Below are 16,999 nucleotides of genomic sequence, written 5' to 3' on the forward strand. Positions count from 1 at the left end.
ACGACGGCGCATCGATCAGGTCGACGTAAAGCGGGTCACAATAGATGACGCCGCAAAGCACTGGGAGCTTGAACGCATCCGTGAAGTCGCCATGGACGATGATTGCCTTGTCCGCGCACGCTCACTGAACGCTCGAATGCTGTCATTCTGGAAGCGCCGGCTCCTGGGTAGACCTTTCCCACGGCACATTGAATTGCTTTTTGCCGAGTATTGCGTCAGCAAGGAGGAGGGAAGACGTCGAACCGGAGTTCGAAATGCGATTCCATCTTACGCACCGCATTTAACATAAATTGCGATCTACCTCCCGGGGTCAGGCCGACGCACGCCAAAAGAGGGTCTGGAAGGCCGTTCTCATCTATTCTCATGCTTGTTGAGAATTCTCAAAGCATGTGAGAACGTGTGATACAACGGTACCGCCCATTCGGCTAGCGTCACAACGCGACACGCAAGAGACGCGTGCAGTGACTTCAATGAAGGAGAACGAATTGGCCCCCCAGCTAAAGGTTGAGCCGGTTATCGCGAGCGATGCGACGGACGGGCTTGGTCAGATGGAGCTTCCCATAGCTGAGGCGATGCGCGACGCGGATTGTCTCAGCTATGAAGCCAGAGATGCATGCATCGATATTGGAAGCGTTGACTCTCAGGCTCAACGCTCGGACTTCTGGTCGACAAGCCGGGGTGGCGGCCCGACGGCGACCGTGTCATATCGGCGCCGGCGGCGTTACACGGCCCCTGACGCTTCGACGGAAAAGGCAGCCGGGGAACCGATGGGAGTGACTGAATCGGAATCGTTGATGGAATCCGGCTCGCCGGAAGCGCCCCTTGAAGCCGCGCCCTCGGAAGCGACCTTTGAGTCTGTGCCCGAGGTCCCAGTTGAAGTCCTGGACACGGCGGAACCCACCGAAATTTTCTCCCGTGACGGATTGACGGAGTCGCACGCCCCGGTTGCGCCGCGTTATGCCACAGCTCGGGAAGCTGCGCCAGAAGCCACGCGAGCCCCGAAGCGCGGTCGGAAGCCTAGAGCCCTAGCCGAGGTTGCTGCTCCGGAAGTCACGACTCAAAAGGGCCCAACCCGGAAACGCGGTCGGAAGGCCAAAGCGCTCATCGAAACTGCCGCTCCGAAAGCTTCGCCGGAAGAGAGGCAGACCCCAAAGCGCGGTCCGAACCCGATAATCCTAACTGAGGTTGCCGGTGCGGGAGTCACGAATCAAGAGACTCCAACCCGGAAGCACGTACCGAAGCAGATAACACCGCCTGGAGGAGAGGCTGCCTCGCAGGCGCGGACCCACCAAACGCCAACTCGTAAGGCGCGACAGAAGCAAAAAGCGCCCATTGCGATCCAAAGGCCGTCCATATCCTCGCTGCTCGCTCAGCTAGCATCTATCAATGCGCAACTTGAGCGGTTGCGCGCCACGGAAGTGCCAAGGGTCGTGGCGGAGATTCAGCAGTTAATGCAGGAGTACGACCTCAGCGTTGACGACATTGCGCGCAAGCCCAAAGTCGAGGCCGCGGCCCGCGCTGTTCCAGCCGCGGCGAAGGCCGCACCGCTTCCGCGGTACCGCGATCCCAAGACGGGCCGAACATGGTCGGGGCGCGGTAGGGCTCCCGCGTGGCTTGGCAAGAAACCCGAGCGTTTTCTAATCGATCGCTTGTACTGAACGCCTGCTTGGCGAGTACAGTCGGTCCGCCCGTGTTCCGACGTTAATCTGCCAAAGTGTCCCGAGCTTCAACGCCCCCGCTAGTGTGCAGCTGCAAAGGTTTACAACTGGAGAGTAGCGTTTCCGCGCCAGCGATTCAGTCCCTTGGCCGACCAGGGCCGTCGGCTCATCCTGATAAGGTATGGGTGTTAGGGCAACTACCGGAGCCGCGGACCGCGGCCGGGATCTCTGAAGGAGGCGGCTTGGTGGTAAAGCAGCCGCCCCAAGGTCTATCGCTCGGACGCGTCGCGAGCGCTCGTTAAAGCTGAGCGAAGAATGGCATTGGAGAATTCTACGAAGCCAGAACCTCCAGGGCCGTGTGTAATCCACTGGGGTGGAATCGGCAACTGAGGAAGGCAATCAATTACCGTGCTAACGCCAGCCGTGTGCTTAAAGAACTCGAACATGGGTGCGTCGTTGGCGGAGTCGCCGGAATAGGCGACAACTTCGTGGGCTGTTTCAGCATTGACGCCGTATGCGTTGGCTAGTACTCGCAATGACATTGTCAGCTTGTCGTAGTCCCCTAACCAGCCTAGAACCCAAAGGTTATTGATTGTCGCGTTTGCTCCCGCCTGTCTCAGCACATCGACGATGCGGTGATCGGCATCGTTATCGGTGCGTCGATAAGCGAGGCTCGTCAATCGAAACACTTGATCGTCGGCCTGTTGTGCGTCGGGGGCCATCTTCTCGACAACCTGAGCGATCGACTTCAGTTGTTCACGTACATGCTCGATGTGTTCAGGCGGATGCCAAAATTGCCTATCTACGCCGAGTCCGTCTGGACTACGCCGTAGAAACAAGCCGCCGTTCTCGGCGATGACACCGTCTACCGGCCACATGCGGGCCATCTGGTCGCACCATCCGGCGGGGGCTGCCGTGACTGGCACGACGTGAATGCCGCTGGACTGCAACCTTTCCAGCGCAGTGTAGGTCTCCGCAGATAGACGGCCTTGATGTGTCAATGTTTCATCCATGTCCGTGAGCACGAACTGGATTGTCGAAAACTGATCTGCTGCTGCCTGGGAAAGGGGTTTCATCTGGACCAGTTTCAGAAAATTGGTGCAATCCGAGCGGGCCTCGGGCAGCCCCGCTTCGATTCCGTTTCGAGGCACATGGTTGACTGGTCGTGGATACACACGACCTCGACGGCTAATAGCGGTCTCGAGAGTTATACCTTCAGTCGGTGCTCCGCCAACAATCCAGCGGGCCTCACTATCAAGGCTCCGATAAGCGCGATCCCGATCAACATGAGCCGCAGCGCCGCCAGTTGCGCGGGCGTCATCCAGCCGACCTGGTCGTTCAGGAAGCGCGTACCTTCGAGCAACAGGATCACCGTAAACGCGCTCAGCAGCACACCACGATTGCTGCCGCGTCCGCCGATGATGACGCCCATGAACGCATAGGCCGTGATAATGGGCCCGAACTGCGTGGGATCGATGTACTGGTAGTAGGCGGCATGCAGCGCGCCGGCCACGCCAGTGACTGCGCCGCCGATGCCGAACAGGCGAACACGTAGCCACAGCACGTCCTTGCCCAGCGTGGCCGCCACGAGGGGATCGTCCCGCAAGGCGCGCCCGGCGCGTCCCAACGGCGAGCGGGAAATCGTTTCCAGGAGCAGGAAGCTCAGTAGTAATGCCGCCAGCGCCAGCAGCAGGAAGGCGCCGTCATTGGCCACGGGACGCGCGATGTTGGCAATGCCCAAGCTGCCGCGCGTGAGCCAGTCTTCGTGGATCACGATCAGTCGAAGGCATTCCGCAAACGCCAACGTCACGATCGCCAGGTAGTCGTCGGCCAGCCGCATCGAGATCAGGCTGGTCAACGCGCTGGCGATGCCACTGACGGCAATCGCGCCGGCCAGCGCGAGCCAGGGCGATGCGCCCGTGGCGGCCAGTTGCGCATACACGTAGGCCGCCAGCATGTAGAACCCGAACAGCCCGAAGTTGACCATGCCGGTCAGTCCCCATTGCAGATTGAGCGACAGCGCGGCGATGCCGGCAATCGACACCAGCACGAGGATGGAGGTTAGGTAGGTTGTCATTTTGCAATGCGGGCCGTGCCGAAAACGCCCCAGGGCCGCGCCAGCAACAGGGCGGTGAGCACGGCGAACGCGATGAGCGGCCGGTAATGAGGCGGGAGAATCAGCGTGGCCAGTTCGGCGATCACGCCCAGCGCCAGCGCACCAAACACGGCAGCCATCGGATGCGCGATACCACCGAGGATGGCTGCGGCAAAGACCTGGATCACGTAGTTCCAGCCCATCTGCGGGTCCAGCGTGGCATCGAGCCCGATCAGCGTGCCGGCAGCCGTCGCCAGCGCGCCCGCGATGAACCATGTGATGCCGATCACGCGATTACCCACGATGCCGCGCGCGGCCGCCAGCGACGGGTTGTCCGCCACGGCGCGCATGGCCCGCCCCAGCGATGTCAGCCGCAACAGGCCCCATATCGCCAGCAGCGCGAACAGGCTCACCGCCGCGATCAGCAACTGTTCATGGTTGATGCGCAAGCTGGCCACACGCAGTGAGCGCGCGGGATCCACCTCATAACCGACGGCGGCGTTGCCCGCTATGAAACGGACCGCGTTCTCGAGCACGAATGCGACGCCCATGCTGGCGACGAGCAGCGTCACGCCCGATCGATCGCGCAATCGCCGGTACACGACGGTATCGACCAGTACGGCGAGCAGGCCGCCGAGGACGGCGCCGGCCAGCGCCGACGGCAGCAGCGGCCAACCAAGGCCGGCATTGAACGCGTAGACGATGTAGCCTCCGGCAGTCAGCATGGCGCCGATGGCGAAGTTGGCAAAGCGCAGCACACTGAACGTCAGGGCGAGCGCCAGCGCGGGCAGGGCGACCAACAGTCCCGTAACCACGCCGTTGAATAAAGTCTGGATCATGCGGGAACGGTGCTATCGGGAGTGTCGGCTGAAGCAGTGTCAGTGTCAGCGTCAGTGAGTGCCTCGGGGTCGTGGCCGAAGAAAAGGCGCGGCAGATCATCGTCGTTGAGCAGCGCCTGCGCGGGACGCTGCCTTCGTACGTGGCCGTTGACAAGTACCACGCCGTGATCGGCGACCGTGAGTCCCAGCCGCACGTTCTGCTCGATCATCAACAGGGTCACGCCGGTACGGCGTACGTCGGCGATGCGTTCGAACAGCAGCGCGGCGTTGCGCGGTGACAGTCCCGCGGAAGGTTCATCGAGCACGAGCACAGAGGGTTGCTGCATCAGCGCGGCAGCCATGGCCGCCATCTGGCGTTGACCGCCGCTCAGCAGGCCGGCAGCGGTTCCCAGCCGCGTGGCGATTTCGGGGAACAGCGCTAGCACGGCGTCAAGATGCGCGCGTTGTGATGGGCCCTTGCTCCGGTCTCCATCGGGCCGGTTGCCCTGCACGCCTTCCCAGCCGAGCCTGAGGTTGTCCAGCACGCTCAGGTTCGGAAAGACATTGTGTTCCTGCGGTACGTAGCCCATCCCCAGCCGCGTGCGTGCTGGCGCATCGAGCGGACCGATGTGGCGCGCGCCTAGAGTCAGCGTGCCCGATGCCAGCGGCAGCAGGCCGACGACGGCTTTCAGCAGGGTCGACTTGCCGGATCCATTGGGGCCGATCACGGTGACGGCACCGCCCGCCGGGATGTGCAGCGAGACGTCGTGGATGATGCGCTTGCCGTGGTAGCCCGCGCTAATCCCGTCCAGTTGCAGGGCGAGGGTCATACGATTTCCCCGAGGTATGCGGCGCGCACGCGCGTGTCGGCCGTCACGTCGGCGAAGCTACCTTCGGTGAGCACGGCGCCCTGCGCGAAGACGTAGACGTGATCGCTCAGCGCGGCGACCATGTCCATGTTGTGCTCGACCAGCGCAAAGGTCATGCCCTCGTCGCGCAGATCGGATATGAAACGCCCCAGCGATTCCACCAGCACCGGATTGACGCCCGCCGCCGGCTCGTCCAGCAGGACGATCGACGGATTGGCCATCAGCGCGCGGCACAACTCCAGCAGCTTCTTCTGACCGCCCGACAGGCCGCCGGCCAGCTGGTTGGCCAGCGGCAGGAGCCGCGCCCGTTCGAGCAGCCTCCGTGCGCGATCAATGGCCTGTCGTTCGGCCGCCTGCACACGCCGACGCGCGAACAGCAAGTTCCAGAAACGCTCGCCGGGATGCGCCGGCACGGCCAGCAGCAGGTTCTCTAGCACCGTCAGGCTGTCCAGCTCGCGCGCAAGCTGGAAGGTGCGCGCCACCCCGTGGCGGGCGCGGCGATGCACGGGCAGCGCTGTAATGTCGACATCGCCCAGCGCGACGCGCCCGGAATCGGGCCGCAGCACACCAGCAAGGACGTTGAACAGCGTCGACTTGCCCGCGCCGTTGGGCCCGATGATGCCGGTGATGCGTCCAGGCTGCAGGGTGAGGGTGGCGTTGTCCAACGCGCGCAGGCCGCCGAACGCAATGTTCAGCGACGTGGCTGACAGGGTGGCAGCACTACGCATTACTTGAGGACGTCCACCAGATGGTTGGCGCCGTCGCGGATCACGAAGTGCCCGTACTCGCGATTCAATTGATCGCCGGTCGGCGTGAACTGGAACTGCGAACCCGCACCACTGTAGGCGATGGCCTGCTTTGCGCGAATGGCTTTCAGACCGTCCACCGGATTCTCCACTGCCTTGCCAGGCCCATTAACCACGGGCAGGATCGCCTTCGCAAATACCTTCGGGTCGGCGCTGCCGGCGCCTTCGATGGCCAGTGCCAGCACCGAGATTTCGTCCCACACATTCGACGGGAAGATGGCGAGCGTGCCTGACGGAATGCCGGCTTCGCGCGCGAAGGTCTTGTACGCCGTGGACGAGGCGGGCGGGATCGACTGGATGTGGTGGATGCCTTCGGCCACCTGCTTGCCTACGTTCTTGATGAACGCTCCTTCGGCGTCGGCGGCGGACGAGTTGGCGTAGAGACGCGTATCACTGAAGCCGCTGCGATACACCTCGCGCGAAATCGCCGACAGGTCGGGCAGGTAGCTGGGAATGAACACCGCATCAGGCTTGCGCGCGAACACCTTTTCCACTTCGGCGCGGTAGGAGGGCTGGTTCGGGTTGTAGTAGACGACGTCCAGAATCTGACCGCCCGATTTCTTAAACGTGTTGACGAACGGATCGACCATGCTCAGCGTGAACGGCGTCTGCAGCACCAGCAGCGATGCCTTGTGTGCGCCGTCCTTCGCGGCGGCGCGCGCGAACACCGTGCCCCAATCGCTGCCGCGCGCCTGGAATCGCCACACCAAGCCCTTGTTGTCGCCCTGCGTGACTTCGTCGCCCGATCCGGTCACGAACAACGGCACGCCGCGCTCGATCGTCAGCGGCTTGACGGCCATGGCCACGGCGCTGCTCCACACGCCGACAATCGCGTTCACCTTCGAAACGTCAAGCAGTTTGCGCGCCGCCGCAACACCTGCCGTCGGATTGCTTTCGTCGTCTTCGACCAGGATCTCGATCTTGCGGCCGCCCAGCAGCCCCCCGGCCTGGCTGTTGATGTAGTCGGCGGCCTTGCGCGCGGCGTTGGCCATGCCGGCACCATAGGCACCGCCACCGCCGCTCAGCGGTGCGAGGATGCCAATTCGGATCGGACCATTGTCCTGTGCGAGGGAAAGGGTGGGCAGGGCCAGGGCGGCCGCGCCGACGCCAGCGGCGCGCAGCCACGCGCGGCGCTGCAACGAGATAAGCGACGAAATGTCAGACATGCGAATGAAGACGGACGAAATGGAAAAAGGGGTGCGTCAGGCCGGATGTACCGCGGTGGCGTCTTCGCCAATCTGCAGTGCCTGATTGAAGCGGTTGAAAAAGCCGCACAGCGAGATGCGCAGCGTCAGCTCAACGATCTGTGCCTCGCTGAAATGTGCGCGCAGCCGCGTGAACACGTGGTCGCGAATGCGTTGTGGCTGCTGCGTGACAGCGATCGCGTATTCGACGACGAGCTTGTCGATGTCCGACAGTTCGGGGTGATCGACGTAGTCGAGCAGCTTGCGCGCGCCCGCTTCGCTAATCCCTTCCACTGCCAGCCGCGGCGCGTGATTGGCCACGCAGTATTCGCAGTCGTTGAGCAGGGAGACGACCACGATGGCCATCTCGATATAGCGATAGGACACCCCATTGCGTGCTTTCAGTTCCAGCAGCAACTGCGGAAGATGATCGACTGCGGGACCCACATGGGCTAGCACCGAGAACTGATCGGCGAAATGAGCGCCGTTTCCGGTGAAGGCGTCGAACAGTGCGCGGCGCGCCGGATCGAAGGTATTGGGAGAGATTTCGCTGACGCGAGGCATGGTGACTCCGGGGAGACGGTTATTTCGTGAAAGCGGCAACGCCGACCGACGCTGGTGACGTGATGCGACGGAACGTCGACCCGACATGCGGCGCACGCAGAGTCGGCCCAGCGTGGAACAACTTCTCGCGTAGCGTGCCGTCTGCGTACGCGGTCTTGTAGACGCCGCGGCGCTGCAGTTCGGGCACAAGATGGATCACGATGTCCCGGAACGTGCGTGGCATTTCGACAGAGGCCAGGTTGAAGCCATCGATGCCGGTGTCCGCCATCCAGGCCTGCAGTTCGTCGGCCACCTGCTGTGCGTCGCCAACGGCCAGGCCACCGCGACCGCCGATACCGACGAATTCCACGGCATCGCGCACCGTCCAGGTCTTGTTCGGATCGAGTTTGCTGAACGACGCCAGCGCGGATTGCCCCGCGTTGGTGTCCACGTAGTCGAGCGTGTCGTCAGGCGCGTAGCGGCTCAGGTCGATGCCGGTCCAGCCGGACAGCAGGGCTAGTGCGCCTTCGTAGCTCACGCGATCCCGGTAAGCGGCGTGACGAGCGTGCGCTTTTTCCGCCGTTTCGTCCACGATTACTGTAAACATTGCGAAGATCAGGACGCTGTCCGGGTCTCGCCCTTCAGCGCGCAATGCGTCGCGCAGCTTGGCAACGGTGCGGCGCAGCCCCTCGCGTGTGGGCGCGCCGACAAAGACGCACTCGGCATGGCGCGCCGCAAAACGTGAGCCGCGATCCGAGCCGCCTGCCTGGAACAGCAGTGGCGTGCGCTGCGGCGAGGGTTCGCACTGGAACACGCCGTCGATCCGAAGGTCGTCGTACTGATAGGTGGTGCGATGCACGCGTGCCGGATCCGCGTAGACGCCGGTCTCGCAATTGCGTACCACAGCGCCGTCTTCCCACGCGCGTTCCCACAGCCGATAGCAGATATCGAGATACGCGTCGGCGCGATCGTAGCGGGCATCATGCGCGCGCAGGCCGTCCTGGCCAAGGCTTTTCGCGCCACTGTCGAGGTAGGATGTGACGATGTTCCACGCCACCCGGCCCTGGCTCAGATGATCGAGCGTGGTCAGCCGTCGGGCGAGCAGATACGGATGCTCGTACGACACGGAAAGCGTTACGCCGAACCCAAGATGCCGGGTGGCGTGTGCCATCAGCGGGATCAATGGCGCGGGATCGTTCATGGGAACCTGCGCGGCCGTGCGCAACGCCGCATCTGGCGAGCCGCCGGCCACATCATAGATGCCGGTGATATCGCCAAGAAACAGCGCGTCAAATTTTCCTGCTTCCAGCAGTTGCGCGAGCTCTACCCAGTGATGCGTATGCAAGTAAGCCGCTGACCGGTCCTCCGGATTCGTCCATTGCCCTGGGGCAAGATGGACGACGCAGTTCATCGTGAAGGCGTTGAGGCGAATCTGGCGGGTCATGCTGAATGCGGGCGCGATTGCGGCGCGGTGTGGCGAAGGCAAGCGACCGATTGTGTGCCACGCCGAGGCTTCAAGGGAACTGCGGATTTTGCATAGTCTTATGCGTTGATCGTTGTGAGGCGGAGGTCGGGTAGCTCCATTGCGTAGACGTCATGGTGGCCTTTCCATATGCGTTATGGTGGCACCGATGCCTGGCGCGCGGCCGGCCAGGAGCTTCTGACGGGGGACGAAGACCATTGGTTGCTGACGGTTCATGCGCACGTTTTCCTGCTGCTGCAGAGTTCTGCGGACATTTGCAGGATCACGCCATTGCCGCCCGCTGCAATCCGAAGCTGCCGTATGACGCAGTCAAGTCGTTTGCGCCGGTGGCGCTGCCGGGCACCATCCTAAAGCAGCTGATCGTCGGGCCAACAGACATACAAGAGCGTTAAGGCCTTTCCTGGATGATTAGAGTCCATCATGCGACGTGCCCGAGTCCGAGCGTATTGCCGCGTGGGAACGATACCTCCGTTAGGGAGCGCAATCTCGCGTCACGGGTGACGCAAGATCCTGCCGTTCGGTTTTAGGTTCTTTGGCTAAGAGGAAAGGCGAGTAGACGGGAGGGGGGCTTTTCCAGGCACCGGCGATTGGACTCCGTACTTGCCATCGGAGAAAGCTGGATCTAATTGACCTCGGCCACGCGAGCCGTGGCGGAGTCGAGCCCGCAGATCGGCACTCGAGTATCACGCAGTGAGGAAACTGGGCGCCTGCGAATCATTTAGCATAATGCGTGCTATGTGATTGATAAGGCACTCGTCACGAGTGGGCATTCGAGTGTTTGAGAATGCCAATATAAACCGGTAAAGTGATCTCGATGGGGAATCCGTCCCGGCTCCGATCGGAGTAACGCAATGTCGTCCAGAGATGTTGAGCAAATCTTACTAAGCCGCTGCGCAGCAGCCGCAAGGGGTGAGCTGGGGCGTGCTGCCGATCAACGCGAAGCCAACGTTTTCCGGCTCGCCTCAATGGTCCTTCGTCCCCGGATGCCGTCAGAGGCGGACAGGCTTTTGGCCGTAAGCGAATCCTATTTCAGCCAGCATCCCACTGACCTCGTAGCGAGTGGCGACGTTGTTCGGAATGGTTGGGTCCTAAGTGTTCCGCGTCTCCGGGACATGTTGACCATGCGTCTGCGCCACGCTTGATATGTCCAACGGCTTCTACACCCACACTGCTCTCGCTGAGAGCCTTCGAGATTTGATGGCGCAACTCGAAGCGCGGCTGTCGCTGCAAAAGCCCCTGACTGTGTACCTGGCGGGCGGAATGGCTGTTCACCTGTACACAGCCAGGCGGGTGACTACAGACGTCGACGCCGAGTTCGCCAGGCGGGTGATGCTTCCGCAGGATTTACTCGTGGACGTGAAGCTCGAGAACGGTGTCACACAAGCGATTTACCTAGACACGAACTACAACCCCAAGTTCGCTTTGAGGCACGAGGACTACCAGGAGGACTCGATTCCGGTGGACCTTGGTCTCAAGCAAATCCGCGTGCGAGTCCTGTCACCGACCGATCTAGCCGTCAGCAAGATCGCTCGCCTAGTCGATAACGACCGGGAAGATATTCGCGCGCTGGTGTCGGAAGGCCTGACGTCAGCAGCGGAGATCGAGGCACGAGCAACTGAAGCCCTCGGGGGGTATGTCGGAGGCATTGAGATGCTACGCGCGAACCTCCGGGATGCCGTCGCCATAGCTCAGGATGAAGAGCGTGCAATGGACGCGGGCAAGTCGGTGAACAGGCCAAAACACTAAGTGCCGCCGGTGGCGGGCATTCGGTGCTCGCTTGCGTTTTATCTTTGCTCTGCGACGCCTCACTGTGGGGCCTCCAATTCTCCCTCCGGGAGATAGTAAGAGAATGGCCGGCCGCGGCAGTTCGGATCGGTCTGGAAATCGCTCGGGAGATTAGCTAGAACTTTTCCGCTCGGACGAGCTCACCGGTTTCGTAGTATTTCCCTGTGCTGAGGTCGCCATGTTCATTACCATTCATCAAAGCGAGCAGCGCGCGCTTTTCTTTCGAGCGGGCCCCCCGCTTTCGACCATCCCTCATCGCGTCAGGCGATCCGCGATAAAAAAATCCCGCAATTGTCGGCGACAGCCCGGCTACTCATCATCGGGTCCGCGCAGCCCTTAAACGGCCGATCAAAGCGCTCGGCAGATCGCCGTGCCCGGATTCCTTGCCGGAAAACTGACGGGCACTGCGGCCGTTGTACGCAGAAGAGCCGCTATAAACTGCGCTTGGATGGCATGAGTCGTTTCGCCAATCCAAAACATCTAAATGATACGCAACAGGAGATGTGATGGACGTTTTCGATATGGTGTCCGAACAACTCGACGCCGTGGGCTTGCCTCTATTCGCCGTGTCCGTATCGGTGGTTACGGGGGTCAACACGCCGGTGCTTGCCATCCTGCATTGGCATGGATTCAGGCGTACAACGCCCCTGGCACTCCCAGGCGTCGAAATTCCTCACCGTCCGGTGCCAGCGTCGGCGATCGAACTACACCAGCCTTGGCGGGAGTTCGAAGCAATGGAGGCCTCGCTCATTGACGCCGCGTGGCAACTCGGCGCTTGGGAACTGGAGCGAATTGAACGAAGGCCATGCAGCGTCATTGGCGCCTCGGCCCGGGAAGCGCTGGCCTGCCGTCAAGCGTTCGGCGATTATGCGGAGGGCGGTGCGGAGGAACACCTAATTGACGAAGGCGCCAACCGAGATGCATTGATGCATATGGCGGCGAATAGGGGCTATGTACGCTGGCTGTTCCGGCCGGTAAAGGGCGGCCTTTGGCGGGAACTGCGCGAACCGGATGACTCGCTTCAGAACGACGGTGGCAGGCACCCACCGTGCCCCATTCGCCCGTTACCGCGTTCTGGGCCCGGTACACGCACGGTCTACCGCCTCGGAAGGGTAGACCGCATCGTACTGAGTTGAAACATTTTGTTACATATTGGCGTTCGCGTGCGCTCTTGAAGAGCTCGGAAACTGCCTCTATTTCGCTCGCTGCCAGCCATTGGCAGACTTTCGGTGCATAGGCGACGTTGTTGCCGAGCCGATGAGTCAGATTCTTTTTTTGGTGATCTGTTATCGCACAGGAGATGAAAATGAAGATTCGTCCCCTCTACGACCGGGTTATCGTCAAGCGAATCGAACAGCAGCGGACGACGGCCTCGGGCATCGTGATTCCTGACAACGCCGCCGAGAAGCCCGAACAGGGCGAAGTCGTAGCGGTCGGCACTGGCCGGCTGCTCCAAGATGGAACGCAGCGCGCGCTCCAGCTGAAAGTCGGAGACCAGGTGATCTTCGGCAAGTATGCCGGGCAGACCGTCAAGGTGGACGGGGAAGAGCTGCTCGTCATGCGGGAGGAAGACGTCATGGGCGTTCTCGACGCTGAGGCGGATACTGCCTCGCGGCCCTTGCAGGCTGCCTGACCCAAACAAACCAAGGTTCAACGCATCCACAGGACGCGGACTACGCCGCATCCGCGGCACAGTCGCGTCCCGACCAGACCAACATTCTTTCGGGAGTATTTGGAAAATGAGTGCAAAGGACGTCAAATTTCATGACAGCGCGCGCTCGCGCATTGTCAAAGGCGTCAACGTTCTGGCGGACGCCGTGAAGGTAACACTTGGTCCCAAGGGCCGCAATGTGCTGATCGAACGGAGCTTTGGTGCGCCGACGATTACGAAAGACGGGGTGTCCGTCGCCAAAGAGATCGAACTGAAAGACCGGTTCGAAAACATGGGCGCGCAGGTTGTCAAGCAGGTTGCGTCCAAGACGGCTGATGTCGCTGGCGACGGCACCACTACCGCTACCGTGCTGGCCCAGTCCATTGTGCAGGAAGGCATGAAACACGTGGCCGCCGGCATGAACCCCATGGACCTGAAACGCGGGATCGACAAGGCGGTAGGGGCGGTGCTCGACGAGCTTCGCAAGCAATCCAAGCCAATCTCGACCAATCGCGAGATTGCGCAAGTCGGTTCCATTTCCGCGAACTCTGACACCTCGATCGGGCAGATTATCGCCGAGGCGATGGAGAAGGTCGGCAAGGAGGGCGTGATCACAGTCGAGGATGGTAAATCGCTCGAGAACGAACTGGATGTGGTGGAAGGCATGCAGTTCGATCGCGGATATCTGAGCCCATACTTCATCAACGACCCGGAGAAACAAGCGGCGTATCTGGATGATGCCGTAATTCTTCTGCATGACAAGAAGATCTCAAGCATTCGAGACTTATTGCCTGTCCTCGAAGCGGTGTCAAAGGCAGGAAAGCCATTGCTCATTATTGCCGAGGACATCGAAGGTGAAGCGCTTGCGACATTGGTGGTGAATGCGATGCGCGGCATCCTGAAGGTTGCGGCGGTGAAGGCTCCTGGCTTCGGAGACCGCCGCAAGGCCATGCTCGAGGACATCGCGGTCCTGACCGGTGGCACGGTCATCTCCGAGGAAACCGGCATGCAGTTGCAGAAGGCCACACTCGAAGACCTGGGCCGGGCGAAGCGCGTAGAGGTCCGTAAGGAGGACACCATCATCATCGACGGCGGCGGCGACGCCAAGAAAATCGAGGCGCGGGTGAAATCCATCCGGGTGCAGATCGAGGATACGACGAGCGACTACGATCGCGAAAAGCTGCAGGAACGGGTGGCAAAGCTGGCTGGAGGTGTCGCGGTGATCAAGGTCGGTGCAGCAACCGAGGTCGAGATGAAGGAGAAGAAGGATCGCGTCGATGACGCGCTTCACGCCACGCGCGCAGCGGTAGAGGAAGGCATCGTACCCGGTGGCGGCGTGGCGTTGTTGCGCGCGCGCACTGCGGTCTCCGGACTGAAGGGCGCGAACGCGGACCAGGAGGCCGGCATTCGTATCGTCGAGCGAGCCCTCGAGGCGCCGTTGCGCGTCATCGCTGCAAACGCCGGGGACGAGCCCTCGGTGGTAGTCGCAAAGGTCCTCGAAGGCAAAGGGGCTTTCGGCTATAACGCAGCCTCCGGGGAATACGGCGACCTTGTCGAATTGGGCGTCGTCGATCCCACCAAGGTTACGCGAACAGCGCTTCAAAATGCAGCGTCGATTGCTGGCCTCATCTTAACGACGGATGCCACGGTAGCGGATGCGCCTAAGGAAGACAAAGCGGCGACGGCGCCAGCACCAGACTTCGACTATTAAAGGGTCCGCGGGATTGAGCTGGGCTTGCCTGGTGCAATCCGCTGTGGCACCGCGCGGTACTTACGCCGCGCGGTGCCTCCCTTCGATGGCTGGCCCTCGTCGCTACATCGCATCGAGTTCGCTCTCTCGCAATCGCTTAACGCGCGACTCGAGGGGGGGGGCGAGAATGTGTCTCGCAAGACACTTGAATCGTACTTTTCTGTTGCTATTTTTGTTTCCGCTCAGGCAGTCGCGATGTCGCGCTGCGTGTTTCTGTTTGTTTGCCAGCAGTGAGGGCAGGTGAATGGGAGCGCGTAATGCCCCAAACTCCTCGCTGCGCTGTACAGGAGGACACGACCATGACTGACGCATTCTTCGGAACCGACCTGTTCAACGACCTTGATCGTCTCCAAAGGCAGATGACGAGTCTGTTCGGCGGTTTCCCTTCCAGCATCCGCGCCGGGCGCTCAGAGCGCTTTTCCTGCCATCAACATCGGGGCAACCGACGACTCGATCGAGATCGTTGCTTTTGCTCCCGGACTCAAGCAGGAAGACATTGAAGTCACCATCGACCGTGGACTGTTGACAATCAGCGGCGAACGACGCCCGCTCTGGCAAGACGATTCACCAGAGTCGCGGCATTACGCGCAGGAGCGTTTTGTCGGCACGTTCAGAAGGGTAATTGAACTGCCCGAGGCCGCTGATCCGGACAAGGTCCAGGCACGATATGCCAACGGTTGTTTGTCAGTGAGCGTAGGTAAGCGCGAGGCGTCGCGGCCGCGTGCGATTACCGTTCAGTAACGACAAGGAGGCTGCCATGAACGACAACACCCAGCTTGCGCAACGCAACGATGGTGCTGTGACGCAACGCTCCGATGAGAACGGCGCGCGACAAGTCACCTTGATCCCTGCAGTGGACATTGTCGAGGATACCAACGGCGTGACCGTGTGGGCTGACCTCCCCGGCGTAAGCCGCGAGAATCTGCAGGTCAGTCTCAACGGCGGTGCATTGCACATCGAAGGGCAAGCGGTGGTGCCCACGCCCTCGGAGCTTCGTTTGCAACATGCGGAAATCCGCCAGCCTCACTTTGCGAGGTCGTTCTCGCTGAGCCCGGATTTGGATGCCGGCCAGATAGGCGCCCAGCTGCAAGACGGCGTGCTGAAGCTGACTATCCCTCGGCGTGAGGAAGCGAGGCCGCGACGCATCGCGATCAACCGGGCTTAGACGCTTGGCGTCAGCCGAGGAACATTCCGTGCCGGGATGCATGTGGCGCCCCGGCAAGGTCATCTCACCATGAATATCAGGAGTCCGAGATGAAAACCGAAGTCGGAAAGTGGAATCCTTTCAAGTTTCTTCGCAAATTTTCGGCCGACGAGACGGGCGTCAACGGAGCCACGGAAACCACGACGCCTAGCCGTCTTGTGCCGGAGTGGCCGGATATGTCCCGGTTTTTTTCGGGAGAGCCCTGGCGGGCAATGGGGGGACTTTTACATGATCCGTTCGCAAGCTTTACGGGCTTGGATCGATGGTTCGGCGACTACAGCTCACCTCGTTTCCAGCCCCGTATCGACGTCGTCGACGATGGGAATGTCCTCAGGGTTACGGCCGAACTTCCAGGAATGGAGCGTAGCAAGGTGCACACGACCATCGAGGATGGCGCCTTGGTACTCCGCGGAGAGAAAAGGCAGGACAAACGGATGCTACCGTCGGGAACGGGCATACGGCACCTTTATGCGGAGCATTCCCTTACCGGATGGACTGGATCTTGACCATGTCGATGCACGGTTTGTGAACGGCGTATTGACGATGCGCTTCAAGAAAACAGACCCTCCTTCGTCGTCGGTTCGAAAGATTGAAATTCAGTAGTTGTGTTCCGCGGCATAACAAGCGAGAACTTACGCCGCCGGTTCAGTCCAATTATCGGGGCCGCCGTTCCGATAAGTGTGGCACGTCGCAAGGCCTCGGCGAAGGCGGATATCAGCGATTGCCTTCGCCGAGGTGTTTCACTCTCTCGTGCTTCGTAGTGTTTTACTCCGTCAAATTGATTCACCGTCCCCATGATCGTGAGCGCACTCTGCACAGAGATGAATGGCAGATCGACTTTCTGAGGCGGTTTCAAGTCTGAGATGCAACACCAGTTCGTAATTTGTTGATCTCTTCGGCCATGGCTTCGGCGGGAGTGGCGAAGTCGAGAACCGCCCGAGGCCGATAGTTCAGCGCCTTCGCGACTCTGTTCAAGTACCCCTGCGAGAAGACCGATAGATCGTCGCCCTTCGGTAGATACTCTCGAACCAGTCCGTTCATGTTCTCGTTGCTTGGCCTCTGCCACGGACTGTGCGGGTCGGCAAAGAACACTTCGATACTGACTCGCCTGGTCAACTCCGCGTGATGCGCCATCTCTTTGCCCTGGTCGTAG

Annotated in this window: 15 protein-coding genes and 2 pseudogenes; 8 read left to right on the top strand and 9 right to left on the bottom strand. The window is 61.1% G+C overall.

The window, feature by feature from the left end:
- Positions 1-470 precede the first annotated feature (470 nt).
- Positions 471-1,658 carry an H-NS histone family protein gene (locus D9X30_RS14625; protein ID WP_153950321.1) on the top strand — a complete coding sequence of 396 codons (1,188 nt, stop codon included), beginning with the start codon at positions 471-473 and terminating at the stop codon, positions 1,656-1,658.
- 269 nt (positions 1,659-1,927) lie between these two features.
- Here the strand turns inward: D9X30_RS14625 and D9X30_RS14630 are convergent, their stop codons facing one another.
- The 8 genes from D9X30_RS14630 to D9X30_RS14665 all read right to left on the bottom strand — a co-directional run bounded on the left by D9X30_RS14630 (position 1,928) and on the right by D9X30_RS14665 (position 9,417).
- Positions 1,928-2,734: an HAD family hydrolase gene (locus D9X30_RS14630; protein ID WP_153950320.1), complete on the bottom strand. Its 807-nt coding sequence runs from the start codon at positions 2,732-2,734 to the stop codon at positions 1,928-1,930.
- Between the two features lie 131 nt (positions 2,735-2,865).
- Positions 2,866-3,735 (bottom strand): branched-chain amino acid ABC transporter permease, encoded by an 870-nt coding sequence (locus D9X30_RS14635; protein ID WP_153950319.1) that lies wholly within the window; start codon positions 3,733-3,735, stop codon positions 2,866-2,868.
- A complete protein-coding gene (locus tag D9X30_RS14640) occupies positions 3,732-4,592 on the bottom strand; it encodes a branched-chain amino acid ABC transporter permease (protein ID WP_153950318.1) in 861 nt (286 codons plus the stop codon). Before D9X30_RS14640 ends, D9X30_RS14635 begins: the two co-directional genes overlap by 4 nt.
- Complete coding sequence (locus D9X30_RS14645) at positions 4,589-5,401, bottom strand: ABC transporter ATP-binding protein (RefSeq protein ID WP_153950317.1); 813 nt, start codon at positions 5,399-5,401, stop codon at positions 4,589-4,591. Before D9X30_RS14645 ends, D9X30_RS14640 begins: the two co-directional genes overlap by 4 nt.
- Positions 5,398-6,105, bottom strand: a complete 708-nt coding sequence (locus D9X30_RS14650) for an ABC transporter ATP-binding protein (RefSeq protein ID WP_228771143.1) — start codon at positions 6,103-6,105, stop codon at positions 5,398-5,400. Before D9X30_RS14650 ends, D9X30_RS14645 begins: the two co-directional genes overlap by 4 nt.
- A 62-nt stretch (positions 6,106-6,167) precedes the next feature.
- Positions 6,168-7,412 (bottom strand): ABC transporter substrate-binding protein, encoded by a 1,245-nt coding sequence (locus tag D9X30_RS14655; protein WP_153950315.1) that lies wholly within the window; start codon positions 7,410-7,412, stop codon positions 6,168-6,170.
- Positions 7,413-7,448: 36 nt separating this feature from the next.
- Complete coding sequence (locus tag D9X30_RS14660; protein WP_153950314.1) at positions 7,449-7,994, bottom strand: carboxymuconolactone decarboxylase family protein; 546 nt, start codon at positions 7,992-7,994, stop codon at positions 7,449-7,451.
- A 19-nt stretch (positions 7,995-8,013) separates the two neighbouring features.
- Complete coding sequence (locus D9X30_RS14665; protein WP_153950313.1) at positions 8,014-9,417, bottom strand: LLM class flavin-dependent oxidoreductase; 1,404 nt, start codon at positions 9,415-9,417, stop codon at positions 8,014-8,016.
- Between the two features lie 1,182 nt (positions 9,418-10,599).
- On the opposite strand from D9X30_RS14665, the gene D9X30_RS14670 reads away from it, so the two are divergent.
- From D9X30_RS14670 to D9X30_RS14700, 7 genes and pseudogenes are all read left to right on the top strand, one after another.
- Positions 10,600-11,202 carry a DUF6036 family nucleotidyltransferase gene (locus D9X30_RS14670; protein WP_153950312.1) on the top strand — a complete coding sequence of 201 codons (603 nt, stop codon included), beginning with the start codon at positions 10,600-10,602 and terminating at the stop codon, positions 11,200-11,202.
- A gap of 545 nt (positions 11,203-11,747) precedes the next feature.
- Positions 11,748-12,377, top strand: coding sequence for a diguanylate cyclase (locus tag D9X30_RS14675; protein WP_153950311.1), 630 nt, complete (start codon positions 11,748-11,750; stop codon positions 12,375-12,377).
- A gap of 170 nt (positions 12,378-12,547) precedes the next feature.
- Positions 12,548-12,874 (top strand): co-chaperone GroES, encoded by a 327-nt coding sequence (gene groES / locus D9X30_RS14680; protein WP_153950310.1) that lies wholly within the window; start codon positions 12,548-12,550, stop codon positions 12,872-12,874.
- Positions 12,875-12,980: 106 nt separating this feature from the next.
- Entirely contained in the window at positions 12,981-14,603 is a 1,623-nt protein-coding gene (gene groL, locus D9X30_RS14685; protein ID WP_153950309.1) for a chaperonin GroEL, read from the top strand.
- A 338-nt stretch (positions 14,604-14,941) separates the two neighbouring features.
- Positions 14,942-15,383 (top strand): annotated as a pseudogene (locus D9X30_RS14690) (Hsp20/alpha crystallin family protein).
- 16 nt (positions 15,384-15,399) lie between these two features.
- Positions 15,400-15,807, top strand: coding sequence for an Hsp20/alpha crystallin family protein (locus D9X30_RS14695; protein ID WP_153950308.1), 408 nt, complete (start codon positions 15,400-15,402; stop codon positions 15,805-15,807).
- 89 nt (positions 15,808-15,896) lie between these two features.
- Positions 15,897-16,449, top strand: a pseudogene (locus tag D9X30_RS14700) (Hsp20/alpha crystallin family protein).
- Between the two features lie 249 nt (positions 16,450-16,698).
- Here the strand turns inward: D9X30_RS14700 and D9X30_RS14705 are convergent.
- On the bottom strand, positions 16,699-16,999 hold a 301-nt coding region (locus D9X30_RS14705), incomplete at its 5' end, for an IS30 family transposase (RefSeq protein WP_153946827.1).

Origin of the sequence: Cupriavidus sp. U2 (assembly GCF_009663685.2) — a bacterium.
Lineage (GTDB): Bacteria > Pseudomonadota > Gammaproteobacteria > Burkholderiales > Burkholderiaceae > Cupriavidus > Cupriavidus necator_C.